This is a genomic window from Bacillus sp. 103mf (assembly GCF_900116295.1).
GTDB lineage: Bacteria > Bacillota > Bacilli > Bacillales > Bacillaceae_G > Bacillus_A > Bacillus_A bruguierae.
In genome coordinates this window covers 242,357-259,567 of sequence record NZ_FPAF01000003.1, presented here as the reverse complement: position 1 = coordinate 259,567, position 17,211 = coordinate 242,357, and the positions used below count along the sequence as shown (strand labels likewise).

Here is a 17,211-nt window from a genome sequence, read left to right as displayed (position 1 = left end):
TTTTTGAAAACTTACTCAATCATAGTTCTATCCAGTAACGCTGAACAATTTCACCAGTATCAGGGGAAATTACTTCATTTTCTAAGATACCTCCAACTTTTTGAATGGTTTTGGCAGAGCCGATATTTGCTTTGTCACAAGTTATCAACACTTTCTCCAATCCTAATTTTTTTGCTTCAAATAAAGAAAGCCGAAGTTGCTCAGCGGCGTAACCCTTTCGACGTTCGTCAGGGTGCACGCTATAACCGATATGTCCGCTCTCCATCAGTAATTCTGGCGTTAATCGATGGCGGATATTGATTAAACCGAGTAATTTCCCCTTTTCAATACTCAAAAACTGAGTGGATGGAACTCGATTTGGTGGTAAATTTTCTCCTTTTTCTTGAATTTTGACCTTTTCAAGCCATTCATCAATGGAATCAAAGCGTTGTAAGGAACAACTGCCATACGGTTGCTCTCTTGAATTTAGGAATGCCTGCCGATAAGCCATGATTTGTTTGCTATGCTGGTGTGTTGGTTTCACTAATTTCATTGTCATCATCTTTCTCCTATATTATTTTTTATTCCAGTTTATAACATTCAGAATAAATCGAATAGAGTGAGAGAAGTTTTTCTTTTTAGTTCATCAGCACCAAACTTTTTATACAGGTTAATCCATTGTCTAACTCGTTCAAGATATTCTTCAATAATACGCAATTTTAATTTAAAATCATATTTAACCAAAATAAACACCCCGTCTAAATTTAAAACGGGGCAAAAATATTTTTTGAAATCTAAATTTTATTACACAATCATATCAGATCTTTTGGACTCCCAATTTAGACGAATCTATTTCCTTGCAAAATTTTTCTCTGCTTGATGAGTATATACTATCATCATAATTTCTCCTTCTGAAACCAAACCTCTAGCAATTCGGCCTCTCTTTCTCTTGATATACCTGCTTTTCGTTCTGTATCCTGCCTCGATTTCTCCCATAGATACACATCACAAATAGTATCTTCAATAGGTCTAAAAGAAAGACCAGCGTTAACAGCTTTTTCTATACTGATGAAAAAACTGCCTTTCCACGGTTCTCTCTCTCCTTCTAATGGGAAATTTTCAGGAATCCATAAAGGCAACTCCGTCCATGGCTTTACGTTATTCTCAATTAAAAATTGTTCTTCTGCCCATACAAATTCAGCATCGCTATTTGTTACTGCTTTACAAGTATTTAATAGTTCTTCTATCGTCAATTCATTATTCGGCCCTGTTACATTAAACTTGCCTACTTTTCTGTTTTCTGCCATATCGAATGCCCAGGTTGCCACATCTTTCACGTCAATCAGTTGAACAGGACGGTCTGAACGCCCTGGCACCATTATTTCCCCACCTTGTGCTACACGCTGAACCCAGTATGGGAGTCGATCTGAATAGTCAAATGGCCCAACAAGAAGCCCTGCTCTTATATGCAAAACACACCCCGGCCAATGTTTTTCTGCTTCTTCTTCACATAAGACTTTAAGTGCTCCATAATATTCGTAAGGAGATATTTTCCCATCCTCAACCGCTTTCAACTTATCGCTAGGTGGCATAGGCTGTAAATGGTAGCCTTCCTTAATATGAAGTGGAATCCAATCTTTGTAAGTAGAGATACTTGATATAAATGTATAATGTTCAATGTTATCTCCAAGTACAGCAGCAATTTTTTTAATTTGATGCGGAGCAAATCCACATGTGTCCAATACAACATCCCATTTTCGATTTGCTAAACATGATACATCACTGTCTCTATTGCCGGTTAGCTGCTCTACTTCAGGAAATACATCTTTATTCGTGCCACGATTAAATAAGGTGACTTCATGCCCTCTTTTCAATGCTTCTTCTACTAAAGCTCTTCCTAAAAAACGAGTCCCCCCCAATATAAGGACCTTCATAAAATTCCCCCCATTCATTTTCATAACCTATAAAATTAGCATTCACTTTATATAACGATTTTCCTACCGAAAAAGTTACGGGGATGATAAGAAAAGTAATGTCAGGGAATTATAACCTTTGATACCACTCTAAAGGGGCTATTTTGAAATGAAAATAATGCTAATTATCTTACTCTCATTCGGAATTTTAAATTCTTCTTCGATACTTATTTTCGCTAACGAGAATCAAAAAGAAAATCTAATGAAAATTGTTAAGGAGTTTAAGCCATCAAACTCACTACTTGTAAGCCCTGAAAATCCTTTCTCTACACAGCCAATTCAACTCTACGACTTCAACCAGGATGGGCAGAAAGAAATAATCGTTACTTCTCAAATTAAAGCAAAAGAACATCCTTCTCAGTTTGGAATAATGGTTTTGAAGAAAGAAAATAATAATTGGCAAAAAATTTGGGAGACCAAAACTCAAGGAGTGGGTTTAGATTTTTCAGGCTTAGCTGATATTACTGGTGATGGTATAAAAGAATGTTTATTCGGTGTTACAATTGGTGCAGCAGCAGGAAATAAACTTGAAGTGTTCCAGTGGAATGATAACTCATTCAAAAAGATTGCGGATGTTCCTTATCATAAGATGGATATTTTGAACGGAAATCAAAAGGTAGGTTTAGCAGTTTGGCAGTGGTATCTTGCTGATAGCTATCTTGTAGATACATTAAAATGGAACGGTAAAAAATTGGCTTTTGATGAAGAATTATATTCCCGATACTACCCTACCATTAAAAAATTCTATAACGATAAAATTTCAAAAATGGATGCCTGGTTTTATTGGTATTGTCTTGCGGATGCTCAAATAAAAGCAAATTTATTGGAGGAAGCCGCTAAATCCATCCACAAAGGCCGTTCATTAGCAAAGCAATTATCGATGCCAGATGTAGTTCAAAATTTTAACGAACTAACCAGAAGACTTGAAGAAAAGAAAAAACACTTTTCCATCTAAAAACAGTAAATGTCTTGTTTAACAAGGACATTTACTGTTTTTTCTTTATAAAATACAATTCTAAAGCTTGAGGAAACAGCGGCGAATTAGATAAAAAGAGAGAACTACCTTGTCGGCACTTCTCCACTCTTTGCACTATTCCCTCAAACCCGCTCCAACAACTTTTCCTGACTTCTCATCTACAAGTTTGATGATATCTCCCAATAAACTACTCTTTGTAGAACGGAACACAACCTGTGTCACTTCTTTTCCCTCAAAGGAATGGTCTTTTAAAGCAAATCCCTGAGCATTTGCAACCGTTTTACTTACTTGGGCTTCTTTCCATTCACCAATCACTTCTTTTTTCTGCGAATCAGAAAGTGAATTCCAAGCGATTTCCCGTATATCTTTCGTTGTTTCTGTTGCTTTTGTTTTACTGCCTGTTTGCTTATCAGTCGTTTGACATCCGCCTAATAATAGTGAGGAAAAAACAACTGCTGAGAGAATTATCATCTTCAGTTGTTTCAATGTGATTCCCCTCCTGTTCTATCTATTTATAATCATTTTCCACATTTTATTGTATATCCCTTATTTTCATTCGCAATCTAAGTGAAGAATCCTCTTTTCATAGAAATCTGAACTTCAACTCACAACTCTGTTCAATTCTTATATGCTTCATAATGGAGCAAGGATGTCAAAGGTAGATTGTTGTCATCACAACTTTACACACCGAAAAAATTTAAATTTTATAATATTTTCAGAATCATGTTAAAATAATTATAGAAATTAAGATTAGGAGAGATGAATTTCAACTAACCTACAAGAAAATTTTATTTAAGTACAAATATTTTAATTAACTATAAAGTGAAACTTCCGTCAGTTGGGGTTTTCTTCATCCCCCACTGACGGAAAGCCCGCCCAATCGGGCTTTTACGGGCGGTTATTCCCCACCTATCTTCTTTGCTTCTCTCTGAATCTTGAGGTGGGGGTCTTACTGCCCACGAATAGCGGGATAAAAAGGGAGAATAAATATGCAATACTTTATTGGGATTGTGCCTCCAGGTGAATATAAAGAGAAAATAATTAAAGTTCAACAGCGATGGGAAAATAATTTACTTGTCGATGTTGTTGAACCACACATTACGGTAAAAGCTCAAGGAGGCTTAACTGCCGATTTAGAATGGATTGAAAAATTGAAAAAGGTTTGTGAAAGTTTTTCTGTGTTCAATGTCTCCCTAAATCAATCAATGTTTTTTGGAGAAAGTGTTCTATTCTTGAGTGTTACATCAGAGAAAATTTTTGAATTACATCAAAAAATTGTTAATGCCATTTCTCCTGATAATGAGTTGATTAAAAAATATATGGAACTAGATAATTATGTACCTCATTTAACAATGGGACAAACACATTGGGGGTTATCTAGTAAGGAATTAAAAAACATGGCTAAAATTACTGAAAAAGAGCTCAGTCCTTATCCTACATTTGAAGTGAGTTTCATAAGAATATATCAAGAAAAAGAAACAAACAGATATGTAAAATATCTAGATATTCCACTTAAAAAGCATGCTCAAATGTAGACTCTTATTCGATGTCTTAAAAGAATAGTAAAACGCTTGAATAGTTATCCAAGCGTTTTCAGAGTGCTGTGAGGGTATTATCATTAATAAAATTGTCATCTTCCCAAAGTACCCTCATTAATCTCTGCCTTGATATCGTTTTTCCTCTATTTTTCATAAGCAACAGCATGACCTTAAATTCATTTCTAGTCAATTCTATTTTTTGTTCCTGATAGAAAAGCGTATTATCCGTTAGATTTAATATAACACCACCGCACTCCAGTAAATCAGAACTCTCCCCACCATAAGAATACGCCCTTCTAAGCAATGCATTTATTTTCGTAATTAAAATATCCATCGAAAATGGTTTCGTTATATAATCATCCGCACCTGTATTTACAGCCATAATAATATCCATATTTGTATCTCTTGAAGAAACAAATAGAATCGGAACATTTGATATTTCTCTTATCTGATTACACCAATAAAATCCATCAAAATAAGGCAAGTTCACATCCATAATAACTAAATTTGGTTTACTTTGCGTAAACTTCACAGTAATATTGTCAAAGTCTTTAACAGTAGCTGTCTGAAATCCCCATTTCGTTAATCTCTCAACTATATTGCTACAAAGTGTAGTAATCCTCAACGATCATTATTTTATACATGTTTACTCTCCTACCATAAAAACTTAGGTATGACTATTGGAAATAGCCATACCTAGATTATACTATATAAATCCACCTTCATTTTTCGACATCTAAATCCCTGCTACGCAGAATAATAAGTAACCTACACTCGTTTGCTCTTTCTGTTTTTACTTCGCATGTAGCAGAAAAAGGCCCTGACCGCTTCTATGCATGGCCAGATGCTCTCTTCCACCTAAAAAGAGGGTTTTTTATGTCGTTTTTTTAATTGGCATTTATATAACCCAAAGGGGGTACGCCATTTTTTTAGCTTGGATTTACATAAATTTTATTCATTTGTTTTTTGTACTTACTGCTAGTTAAAATATAAAATATTATTTGAATGATAGAGTATACGCCAAAAACAATTAAACTGTTTTCCCACATATATTCCCCACCATTAATAACATTATAGATGGTAGATAAATAATACCCTGTGCATATTAACGCTATTATTGGAGGAACAAGAAATACTGCGCCTAATTCTTTCATTGATAACCGATTAATTTCCTTCTTCGTTACACCTATTTTCATTAATTGTTTACTTCGTTCTCTATCCTCTTCAATAGATGTGATTGTCTTAAAGTATAAAACTGCTGCACTTCCTATTAAAAACATCATTCCCATAAAGCTAAATATAAATAGCATAAAGCCGTTTTCTCGTATCGTATCATCAAGTATATTTGCTTTAATCGTTAATGTATCGCTAACCTTTTTTCCAAAATTAGCTTCTAACTTATCCTTGATTCCCTTATATCCATTGCCATTCTTTAGATTCATAAGTACATCATAAGTAACAGCTTCGTCCCCTAACTTATTCTTCATTATGTTATAATCTTCATTATTTACAACTAAAACATCACCTCTATGATAATTATCATTGTAGAAAGTATTTACAATCGTACCTATTTGATCTCTTTTATTCTCTCTGGCTACATAGATATACTCATCCATCTTATGCTGTTCTTTATATTCCTTTAAAGACAATTCATCTTTCATTGGTTTTTTCGACAAATCTAACATAAAGCCGCCTGCTAAAAAACTACCTTGTTTTTCAATATGTGAATACAGAATTTTTCCTTGTTTTAGATTTAACTCATGATTCCCTAATGCTCTATAGCTATCTTCACTAATCACTAGTATTTGAGGATCGCGCCACAAGCATTTCCCTTCATAAACCCTGATCTCTGGAATATTTATTCCTTCTAACTCAACATAATTTTTAACTTCCGCTAAGTTCTTTTCAACAAAGTCTTTCATGCTTTTATCTTTCATTTGACTTTTATCAACAATATAACTTATATCATAAGGATACTTTGTATCAATTTGCCTTTCTGTTGACTTATACACGCTATAGGCAATAGAAATAAACATCATTGCTCCAAAAACCATTAATGTAACTACATACAAAACTGTTCGATACGATTTAAAGCGATGCGAAAGAGAATTAAGAAGTAAAATATTATTGTTATATGTACTTTTAAAATTTCTCAAAATCTTTACAACAACCGTCATGGCAAAGCCGATTAATAAATAAACGGACACGACTGTACCTAGTATAGATAATGTACAAACTAAGCTTACATTATTTTTTATTTCCCCATTCACAGCCATACGAAAAGCAATAAGGGAACTTACAAAAATAATGATTCCGATCACGCCTAAAACAGTGCTTGTACGCCCCACATCTTTCTTTGATTTTGACTTTAATATATTAACAACTGAGTATCTCTTTAAGAAAAACATTTGATATAGAGTTGTAAATAAAAATATTACAGCGGATATGAAAAAGATTGTTCCATAAGCTTTCATACTTAAAGGAATATTTATATGATCTATCTTCAATATTTTTCCGATGGCCATATGAAATAGTCTTGAAAATACGCTTCCCCCAAGAGATGCAAATAGAAATGAGGCCAAAGAAATAATAGCATTTTCATAACAAAGTATTTTTATGATCTCCTTTGAAGTTAATCCAATTGTAAAATATACTCCAAATTCTCTTCCTCTATATTTCGTAAAAGAAACTGTAGTGAAAATGATAAACATCCCTGAAAAAGCTACCATTAATATTACTACAGACATAAAATTTGCTTTGGTACCCGAAGTTTTATCAATTTGTATGAATTCCGGACTAAAAACGATAGTAAAAAACATAAATAAAATACATTGAATAAGACTATTACCAAGAAGATATGCCGTGTAATTTTTAATATTATGCTTAATATTCTTTATAATCATTGAAGAAAATTCCACTGTTCTTATCCTCCTATAATTAATTGTGCTTCTATAATCTTGTCAAAGAACTCTTTTCTATTTCCATTGGAATTTATTTCAAGCTTAATTATTCCATCTTTTATAAATATAATTCTCTGACAAAAGGATGCTGCAAAAGGATCATGAGTTACCATAACAATAGTCGATTTTCTCTCTTCATTTATCTTTTTAAAGCTTTCCATTATATTCGTTGATGATTTTGAATCTAAATTTCCTGTTGGCTCATCTCCTAATATTATTTTAGGATCTTTAATTAGTGCTCTAGCTTGCGCCACTCTCTGCTTTTGGCCTCCTGAAATATTATAGGGATAACTATTTTCCACTTTTTTTAAACCAAGATATTCTATTAATCCATTAACCTTCTCTTCAATAATCTTCGGTTTTATCCTGTCTAATGTTAATGGAAACCCTATGTTTTCTTTAACCGTCAAGCTGTCCAACAGATTAAAATCTTGAAATATAAATCCCATATGATTTCTTCTAAAAATAGCCATATCATCCTTTTTCATCGTAAGAATATTCTTTCCATCTATGAAAATCTCACCTGCTGTAGCTTTATCAATTCCAGCTAAAATATTTAATAAAGTTGTTTTCCCACTTCCACTAGGTCCCATAACTCCTAAAAACTCTCCATCTTCTATCTTAAAAGATATGTCATTAAGTGCTTTTATAGCTTGTGCTCCTTTAAATGCATCATAAACTTTCGTGACTCTTCTACATTCTAAAACTCTCATGTAAATCTACCTCGTTTCCCTTCAAAACTTTACCTAAAGTATATTCCTAATTATTATATTCTCAAATTGATTTTCCTTACTTAACCTTACACCGATGTAAGGTTTCTTTTGTTTCTAGTTAGCTTCCTAACAGAAGATCGTGAAAAACAATCAAAAAGGGAAATGATGATGGAGTTTTATGAAGGAAAAAAACAACAAAGGAAACCAAAGTATACTTGGCTTCCTGTAAAATAGGAGCGTGTTTAGGTAAAGATGGGCATAAAAGACCTGGGAGGAAGGCATAACCTAAGAGAATTTGTCCAAATTTAAGAATTGATCCGTTTTTAAATATGTAATACTTACCGTTGTACCTCTTGAAACTTCAGAAGTAATTTCTATTTTATCATTTAGATTATCACAAATGCATTTGCACATATAAAGACCGATGCCAGTCGATTTTTCTTCTTTTCTTCCATTGCTTCCCGTAAAAAATGCATCAAAAACCCTAGAAAGTTCCTCTTTTTTTATTCCTACACCTGAATCTTGTATATAAAGCGTAACTTCATTCTCACTTTCTTTTGCATAAAAGCACACTTTCCCTCCTGAAAACGAATACTTTATGGCATTACTTATCACTTGCTCCATCACATATTTACTCCATTTTTTATCTGATAGGATGACATAATCTTCAGGAATATTAATCTCCGGAAATACATTCGCATAAATAAAATTTCTTTTTTGTGAATTAATGCTTTCCTTCACTAAATCCTTTAAATAGATAGCTTCAGGAACATAGTCTTTAGAAAACTCTCCTAGTCTGAATATATTCAATGCACCTTCTAAATTCATTTGCAATAAACTATTTTCATCTCGAATATCCTTAATTGCTTCTTCATTAGGTAATTTTTCTAAAGCCAAATGAATGACTGCTACAGAAGTCTTCATATTATGAATCCACTCTATAAGTAATTTTTCCTTCTCTTCATTGTTAACTTCTAAGGCATATATTTTTGAAATATAATTGTTATGAATCTCCCTGATTTCATCAAATACGTCTTCAAAAATGCTGTCCTCAGCTTGATTATAAGCAGGACTTGCCTTTATCTCTTCAAGGGACTCATAAAATGATTTGTATATAAAAAATTTATAAATTAAATACACACCCAAACAAAAGCAACATACCAAAATAGGATAAAGAATCAATTTCTTATCATATAAGAAATAATAAAAGAGGATGATACAAAAAGAACTACATAAATAAAGAGAAATCGAAGCTTTCTCCTTTTTCAAAGTAGCCCTTACTAGTTTACTTAAGGACATATCCAATTCCCCTCTTCGTTTCGATAGTTAATTGAATTCCCTTCTCCTTAAGCCTTTTCTTTAACCTTGTTATATTAACTGTTAAAGTATTATCATCTACAAATTCATCTTTATCCCATAACTCTTCTAGCAGTTCCTCTCTTGTAACCACTTTTTCATAATTTGTGAAGAATATTTTAAGAAGCTTGTATTCATTCTTAGATAAAGGAATACTCTCATGACCTACTCTTATTTCCATACTCTCACAAAAAAGTTTTACGTTTTTGATTTCAATCATATTTTCATTTAAGTTATTTACTCTTCTTAACACTGCATTTATTTTTGCTAAAAGTATACCCATACTAAAAGGTTTTGTGATGTAATCATCTGCTCCTAAATCTATCCCTCTAACTTGTTCTCCCTCTTCACTTCTTGAAGAAACGATAATAATGGGGGTTTGTAGCTTTTTTCTAATTACCTTCAAAAAATAAAATCCATCAAACTTCGGAAGATTGATATCTAAAAGTATTAAATCGCTCTCTGCCTTATATATTTCTTCCTCAACATGATCAAAATCTTTTATTGTCTCAACCAAATAATCATAAGCACCTAGGTATTCTTTCATATACTTTATTAACTTAACATCATCTTCTATAAGTAAAAGTTTTTTCTTCATCTTTATCCTCTTTTATAATAATCTTACGGTTAATATTTACAATTATAGCACACCATATTTGCTTTATATGACAACTCTCAAATTATTATTATTATGGCCTTAGCTATCTACTTTTATTGTAATATACAAAAAAGCTACATAGTTTTTTCTTTTATCATCTCAACAAATTTCTGAAGAGCAGCCGAAAAAAGCACATCTTTTCTCATGATAAAATAAGTTGGTACTTTAGAATATTTCTCAGGGAGAGCCGTCAAAGTTAAAGATTGCTCATGGTCTTTCAAAATTGATTTGACCATGACGGCTATGCCCATTCCAGCCTTCACACAACCGATGATTGCTTCAATCGTACCGAATTTTAATACACGCTTTGGATAAATGCCTTCTTCTTTTAACCACTTTTCTATCATGTTTCGATAGTGACAACCGTTCCCAAATGCTAACATAGTGACTTTATCAAGTTCTTGGAAAGTATGTAAAGGTTGGTGACTAATAATCGTTAGTTCTTCCTCACAAAACCAAATAGAAGTTAAATCTGGATGATGAACATTCTCGACAATGAATGCTCCTTCTAGTTTACGTTCGAGCACAAGTTGAGTTAGCTCAGTGCTTGTATGGGTTTCCAATACTAATTCGACCTCAGGATAATTTTCATAATAGTTTTTTAGAAGCGGGGGTAAACGGACTGCAGCTGTAGAGTTGGTAGATCCAATTTTCAGCGTACCAAGAGGTTTAGAGTGATTACTTTGTACCAATCTGATTGATTGCTCAGTTAAATCTAGAATCTTCCTAGCATATGTTAACAAAATCTCACCATTAGAATTTAAAGTAACTCCCTTTCCATTCCGGTAAAATAAAGGAACTCCTAGCTCATCCTCTAGCTGTTTAATTTTCATAGTGACATTTGATTGAACATAGCTTAGTGATTTTGCTGCTTTCGATATACTTCCTTCTTCGGCTACCTTTTTAAATACAGTCAAATCTTTAATATCCACATAACTCACCTCTCATGATATCAATTTTTTTGATACTTTTTATCTTTATTATTTATTTTACATGATACCTCTATATTCATACAATAAGAGCGAAGAGGAGGTAATGATAAAATGCAGAAACAAAAAACAAGAAATGATTCCACTAGCTCTTACAGGTGGGTTATCTTATTGATTGCAACTATTTCACAAACATTTGCTACGTTTGTTACGTACGGAATTGGTCCTTTAGCTTCTTTATGGCAGCAAGTACATCACCTATCTCAGTTTCAAACAGGGTTACTTGTATCAGCTGTAAATATTGGACCGATCTTCTCGATGCTGCCATTCGGAAACTTAATGGACCGATATGGCGAAAGATGGATTGTAGGTGTAGGTTCTGTCTTTCTTGGAGCGAGTATGTTGCTTGCCTATCCAGTCACCAATTATACATATCTAGTAGTTATTTTACTATTTGTAGGAATTTGGTATGGAACGGCACAACCTGGGGGTAGTAAAGCGATTGTAAAGTGGTTTCCTCCTCAGCGTAGAGGACTTGCCATGGGCATTCGTCAAACTGGGATTCCAATTGGAGGCGCTTTAGCTTCTAGTACGCTTCCTTTCTTTTTTTATAAATATGGACTCCCTTCTGTAATCCTTGTGCAAGCAATTGTAACTATTAGTGGGGGCCTATTGTTCATCCTATTTTATCGTGAGGAGCGTTCCACCATTCAAAAAATAGAAACGGCTTCCTTCCTGACAAAGTTAAAGCAGATACGAAGAAACGATTCTCTCTACCCTATCTTTTTAATTGGAATAACAATGATGTCATTACAAATGGTGCTCGTTTCCCACCTAATGAGTTATCTTACAAATGAAGTTCATACAAATCTTCATCATGCTGGAACATTATTAAGTGTAGTATTGCTGGGCGGAATGATTGGGAGAATCCTTTTAGCATGGACTAGTGATAACATATTTAAAGGAAATCGTGTCATTCCACTACAAATAACTATCGGTATCACTATCTTATTGCTCCTTTGTATGAGCTTTGTCATGCCTTATATAACTTTTTGGTTACTTGTAATCTTATGCTTCTTTCTTGGTTTCTTTGCTATCGGGTGGTTTAGTTTATTTATCGTTTTAGTATCAGAAAGATCAGATCCGCAATTTATTGGTTTAACTGTAAGTTTTGCTTTAACATTAAATCAATTTGCTATTGTACTTGCACCTGCATTGTTTGGTATACTTGTTGACTATCTACATAGTTATGCTGCTCCGTTTAGTATCCTAGCTCTTCTCATTGCTTTGAGTGGAATATGGTTAACCATTACCGAATATCGTAACAAACAATTACGTATTCAATTCACTGATGGGCTCTAAGATAATAATTGCTAATGCAGCAGTGAAGTATGCCTCAGTTTCCATCATAACTTTATTTACCTAAAGAATATTCATTCGTTCTATTCAAATATAAACTGTATTATTTAACATAGTAGAAAGAAAAAATGTAGTTGTTGAAAATAAAGAAAAAGAACACATATTAAACATGTATAATATGTGTTCTAAATCTAATCTCTTTTGTTTTATAGCACATAAATTCTTTGCACATACTACACATCATTCAATAATAACGTGATGCTATCTCTACAAGAATTTATCCCGCATTAACGGGCAGTAAGACCCCCACTGATGGAAGTTTCACTTTATTTTAAGATCCCTATTTCCATCATTCCCATCATTTCTTTCGTTGTAAGAATAGTAGCAAATTCCTCATGCAAGGTAGCCAGTGAAATAGCATGAATTTCTTCTGCACTATAGTAAATATCATTTGGCCCTTTCATTCCAAATGCAGCTGTAGCATCTGAAATAAGATATGTATCAAATCCTAAATTACCGCTCATTCTAGTAGTAGTTGAAACGCAATGAGGCGTAGTTAATCCAACTATAACAACCTTTTCAATACCATTTGAACGTAAATATTCTTCCAAGTTTGTCCCTATAAATGCACTATTTACCTTCTTTTGAATAATGACTTCACCCTCAATTGGTTTTACCATATCTTTAAATTTAGAGCTCTCATTACTAGGGTGCATAATAGAATGAATATTATCTGATAGATGTTGAATATGAATAACTGGATATTTCTTTTTTCTCCATATTTTTAATAAACTTTCAATATTTTTTTCTGCTTCTAAGTTATTTCGTTCCCCCCATTTTTCATGATCAAACGCTTTCTGGACATCAATAATAATTAATGCTGCATTGTCTATTTCATATAGCATGTATATTCCCTCCTAAAATATTCAAATTCTATTAAATTCTAAATTACACATATATATTTTTGCAAATAGAAGCATTTACTTTTTATGAAACATCAAAATGAAAATGAGTTTAGATAATACTCGAGTTTTCTTTAATCCGTTTCTAGCAATATCAAATCTCCCCCCCTTTTCGAAGCATCTATGTAGGTGCTGGCGATTACCATACTCATGATATCAAGGACTTTCCCCGATACGATAAACTGGAACACAACTAACGACAAAAAGAGAGCAGATTTTCTGCTCTCTTATGATGCTTTATTGTGACAAGAGGATTCCTCGACACTTCCCATACGCTTCAGTTTATTCCAACCTACCGCTATTCCTCGAATAGAAGAAAATATAGATTTGATTACAACATAAGTCATAAATTGGCGATAAATAAAGCGTTGTAAAATTAACCAGACTAACGGTTTAGGATTTTCCTTTTCTAATCGAAAGGCAAAGAGTGAAGCTAGAAGGTCAATTGCAAAGAATAAAAGGTAAAACCCTAGAACTTTCAAAGGATGACTACTAAATATGCCCATAATCATTAATACATCTGCTAATGGAGAAATCGATTGCAGAATAAATTGGAATAACCACATATTTGGCAGTGCAATAAATCCTAATGTTTTATGTTTTACATTAAATAAAGCTTTTCGGTGCTTCCATAGACACTGAAGCGTTCCATACGACCAACGATATCGCTGTTTAACAAGACTTTTTACATCTTCGGGCGACTCCGTATAAGCATATGCTTTTTCTTCATACACAATTCGATATCCTTGACGTAAAAATGTTAGAGTAAGATCTGTATCTTCCGCAAGTGTATCTTCACTTAAGTATCCCGCTTTTTCCACACGTTTTTTATGCCATGCTCCGATAGCGCCGGGAACGACAGTAATACAATTTAACTCATCAAAAGCCCTTCGCTCTAAATTAAAGCCTGTAATGTATTCAACATGTTGCCATGTAGTCAACAAATTTCGTCTATTTCCTACTTTAACGTTACCAGAAACTGCAGCTACGCTATCATCTTCGAAATGTCTAACCATTAAAGAAATAGCATCTTGAGCAATAACGGTATCGGCATCTAATGAAATAACTATTTCTCCTCGCGATTTTTGGAATCCTACATTCATTGCGGATGCTTTACCACCGTTTTCTTTTTGGATTACATACACTTTAGGATGCTCATGAAATGCTTCCTGAATTGCGTTTGATGTACCATCTTTTGACCCGTCATCCACAATAATAATTTCAAAATCCCGATAATCACTATCCAAAATAGAACGAATCGTCTTAGTAATAACTTTTTCTTCATTATATGCTGCTATCACAACACTAACAAAAGGTTGATAAGCAGAATTAGTAGATAAATAGGATGTAGCTTTCTTTTTTTGTCTAAATGCAAAATAAATTAAAAATAGGAACCGAAAAATACCTAATCCAATAGCAATATAAAAAATAGTTGTGAATATGTGATTCACATATCCTGCTCCTGAAAAAACAACTCGATCATAAAATAGGTAGGGCTTGTCCTCAGAAGAAATGGAGGGCATAACATCATCTCGTTTTTTACCCATTAAATCTGAAACTGTCACAAAACTATATCCATGTTTTTTTAAGTCTTCAATAATAATCGGTAGTGCTTCTACTGTATGAGTACGATCTCCGCCCGCATCATGAAGGAGAATAATATGCCCTTCACCACTATAAACAGATTTAAGAACACGTTTTACCAATTCATTTGTTGATGGTTTAGTCCAGTCTTCAGGATCAACCTTTTCCCCAACCATTGTATAGTTCATATTTTGAGCACGCAAAATAGGTATTATCTCATTTGGTAAATATGGCTCAGCATCCGCTTCATATGGCGGTCTAAATAAAATCGTTGAGTGGCCTGTTGTTTCTTGAATAAGCCGTTGAGCGGCATTTAACTCCATTTTTGTTCGCATTGAAGAAGTATCCGCTATGTTAGGATGTGTAAAAGTATGATTACCTATTTCATGCCCTTCATCGTATATTCTTTTAAGAATACTAGTATTTAATTGCGCATTTTCACCAACTACAAAGAAATCAGCTTTTACCTTATACTTATTTAATATATCTAAGATTTCCGGCGTATATTTAGGATCAGGTCCATCATCAAATGTTAGTACTACTTGTTTTCCTTTTGGTTGTCCATAACGTTGCACTTGATATGACGATGGAAGTGATTGATACACTTCATCTGTAAGATAATTATCTTTTCCTACTTTAAAATCTCTAAGTCCTTTTTGACCTTCATGCGTAACTTTTAAGATTTCACCTTTCCCAGAATAACTTACTTGATTTATACTATCAATTTTACGTAATGGACTAGGATCCTTTTGTATTTCGATAGGATTTCTTAATGATTTCCATACAGTCGGATCCTCTGCTCCCAATCTCCAGAATGCAAATCCTTTTACATCATTTTTCAATGCTATTTTCATTTGATTGTAAAGAGTCATACCATCTAAAAACCAAACAATATGATCCTGTGTACCTTCTCTATATCGAAAATAAGGATTTCCACTTATCTTATCCCATTGAATTTTTGCATTGGAATCATGTGTCATCTTCATAATGTCTGAAAAAGTTAAGGGCTTAGCCGGTTTCTTACTATTCCTTTCCCAATCATACCCATAGTTCCCGAAAGCAACTATTAGTTTTTCTGAAGGAATATCTAAATGATTAAGCATATTCTCAAACCATTTATTTGAAGCAATTGGACCTGAACTTCCAGTTTGATGATGTTCATCATACATCATCACAATCATACGATCTATTTCTTTTGCTAAAGCTCCGTAATCAAAAGTATTATCAGCAGCCGGAACATCTTGTGTCACAAGCAAATGATGTTGATGAAACACAGTAGTAAGTTCTTTCATAAATCTTGTTAATTCATTTCGATCTTCTTCAGGTATTGACTCAAAGTCGATATTAATACCTGCAAATTGATTGGTTTCAATCTGTTTTACTAAATCATTAATAAACTTTGTCTGTACATTAGCCGGTGCACGCAGTAATTTATGAATTAATGCACTATCCGCGCCAGAACCTTTTTGAGTAAAGTTATTAATTAAAGGCATAATTTTTACATGATTTTCTTTCGCTAACTTTACAATGTCAGGTTTAATCTCACTACTAATTGTTAAATCTTCATTTAAACGATACCACTCTGGTATTAACATAGTTAATGAACGAATATTATCCTTTAAAGAAGTCGTACTATTTTTATCCCAGTTTACATAAAAACCGTAAACTTCTTTAGGCTGCTTATCATTAACTTCCGAATGTTGAGAATTTTTATTGTTATCCGTTTTAGGATTAGAGTACTCATATCCTCCATTTTTTAATTCTTTCTGTAACTGCTGATCGTTAAGTTTTTCATTAATAGGTACAATTTTTTTATCTTGCGTTATAAAAGATTCCGTATACGGAAAATTCACATCTGATAAAATACTTCGAAAGAAAAAGTAAAAAACAATAATCATAATAATTATCGTAAGACATAGAAACCAATTAAAAAATATTTTCCTTCTTCCTTTAGCATCATAAAAAATAACTTTAGATTGTTGTTTCTCTTGCTGCGTTGTTTTTTCCATTATTTTTTATATACTCCTTTTATTTCCTTATTGAATAACTATAGATACTACTTACCTGAACTAAGGATGAATACGATATGTCATGCACTAACATGATTCTTTCTTTTCCCTAGTATAATATTCGGTCCAATCAAACATTTTGTGGGGGTAGTTTTTTGAAATTTATATATTCAATAGAATCAGAAAAGTCCAAAAATGATATAATGAGAAATATT

14 protein-coding genes are annotated in these 17,211 nt (G+C 33.1%); 3 read left to right on the top strand and 11 right to left on the bottom strand.

Features of this window, described 5'->3' with window-relative positions; genetic code table 11:
* Positions 1 to 19: 19 nt before the first annotated feature.
* Both BM350_RS10850 and BM350_RS10845 read right to left on the bottom strand, forming a co-directional pair.
* The gene (locus BM350_RS10850; RefSeq protein ID WP_302847784.1) at positions 20 to 532 is read right to left on the bottom strand and encodes a GNAT family N-acetyltransferase; all 513 of its coding nucleotides are present in this window, start codon (positions 530 to 532) and stop codon (positions 20 to 22) included.
* 343 nt (positions 533 to 875) lie between these two features.
* Positions 876 to 1,913 carry an SDR family oxidoreductase gene (locus tag BM350_RS10845; RefSeq protein WP_090912123.1) on the bottom strand — a complete coding sequence of 346 codons (1,038 nt, stop codon included), beginning with the start codon at positions 1,911 to 1,913 and terminating at the stop codon, positions 876 to 878.
* A 148-nt stretch (positions 1,914 to 2,061) separates the two neighbouring features.
* Between BM350_RS10845 and BM350_RS10840 the strand changes: the two genes are divergently transcribed.
* Positions 2,062 to 2,907, top strand: a complete 846-nt coding sequence (locus BM350_RS10840; protein ID WP_090912125.1) for a hypothetical protein — start codon at positions 2,062 to 2,064, stop codon at positions 2,905 to 2,907.
* Positions 2,908 to 3,042: 135 nt separating this feature from the next.
* On the opposite strand, the gene BM350_RS10835 is transcribed toward BM350_RS10840, so the two are convergent.
* Positions 3,043 to 3,414, bottom strand: a complete 372-nt coding sequence (locus BM350_RS10835; protein ID WP_244547974.1) for a hypothetical protein — start codon at positions 3,412 to 3,414, stop codon at positions 3,043 to 3,045.
* Positions 3,415 to 3,917: 503 nt separating this feature from the next.
* Here BM350_RS10835 and BM350_RS10825 point away from each other — a divergent pair.
* Positions 3,918 to 4,463 (top strand): 2'-5' RNA ligase family protein, encoded by a 546-nt coding sequence (locus tag BM350_RS10825; RefSeq protein WP_170857681.1) that lies wholly within the window; start codon positions 3,918 to 3,920, stop codon positions 4,461 to 4,463.
* A 58-nt stretch (positions 4,464 to 4,521) separates the two neighbouring features.
* Here the strand turns inward: BM350_RS10825 and BM350_RS10820 are convergent, their stop codons facing one another.
* The 6 genes from BM350_RS10820 to BM350_RS10795 form a co-directional block, all read right to left on the bottom strand.
* Positions 4,522 to 5,091 (bottom strand): response regulator, encoded by a 570-nt coding sequence (locus tag BM350_RS10820; protein ID WP_211482628.1) that lies wholly within the window; start codon positions 5,089 to 5,091, stop codon positions 4,522 to 4,524.
* Positions 5,092 to 5,395: 304 nt separating this feature from the next.
* Complete coding sequence (locus BM350_RS10815; RefSeq protein WP_090912130.1) at positions 5,396 to 7,384, bottom strand: ABC transporter permease; 1,989 nt, start codon at positions 7,382 to 7,384, stop codon at positions 5,396 to 5,398.
* Positions 7,385 to 7,389: 5 nt separating this feature from the next.
* On the bottom strand, positions 7,390 to 8,139 hold the full coding sequence (locus BM350_RS10810; RefSeq protein WP_090912132.1) for an ABC transporter ATP-binding protein: 750 nt from the start codon (positions 8,137 to 8,139) through the stop codon (positions 7,390 to 7,392).
* 285 nt (positions 8,140 to 8,424) lie between these two features.
* Positions 8,425 to 9,438 (bottom strand): sensor histidine kinase, encoded by a 1,014-nt coding sequence (locus BM350_RS10805; protein ID WP_090912134.1) that lies wholly within the window; start codon positions 9,436 to 9,438, stop codon positions 8,425 to 8,427.
* Positions 9,425 to 10,093: a response regulator transcription factor gene (locus BM350_RS10800; protein ID WP_090912136.1), complete on the bottom strand. Its 669-nt coding sequence runs from the start codon at positions 10,091 to 10,093 to the stop codon at positions 9,425 to 9,427. The genes BM350_RS10805 and BM350_RS10800 overlap by 14 nt, the downstream gene beginning before the upstream one ends.
* Positions 10,094 to 10,227: 134 nt before the next feature.
* On the bottom strand, positions 10,228 to 11,085 hold the full coding sequence (locus tag BM350_RS10795) for a LysR family transcriptional regulator (RefSeq protein ID WP_090912138.1): 858 nt from the start codon (positions 11,083 to 11,085) through the stop codon (positions 10,228 to 10,230).
* Between the two features lie 111 nt (positions 11,086 to 11,196).
* Between BM350_RS10795 and BM350_RS10790 the strand changes: the two genes are divergently transcribed.
* The gene (locus tag BM350_RS10790; RefSeq protein ID WP_090912140.1) at positions 11,197 to 12,444 is read left to right on the top strand and encodes an MFS transporter; all 1,248 of its coding nucleotides are present in this window, start codon (positions 11,197 to 11,199) and stop codon (positions 12,442 to 12,444) included.
* Between the two features lie 323 nt (positions 12,445 to 12,767).
* Here the strand turns inward: BM350_RS10790 and BM350_RS10785 are convergent, their stop codons facing one another.
* Both BM350_RS10785 and BM350_RS10780 read right to left on the bottom strand, forming a co-directional pair.
* Positions 12,768 to 13,346, bottom strand: a complete 579-nt coding sequence (locus BM350_RS10785) for a cysteine hydrolase family protein (protein WP_090912142.1) — start codon at positions 13,344 to 13,346, stop codon at positions 12,768 to 12,770.
* Positions 13,347 to 13,630: 284 nt separating this feature from the next.
* Positions 13,631 to 16,996, bottom strand: coding sequence for a trifunctional glycoside hydrolase family 18/polysaccharide deacetylase/glycosyltransferase family 2 protein (locus BM350_RS10780; protein WP_090912144.1), 3,366 nt, complete (start codon positions 16,994 to 16,996; stop codon positions 13,631 to 13,633).
* Between the last annotated feature and the right edge of the window lie 215 nt (positions 16,997 to 17,211).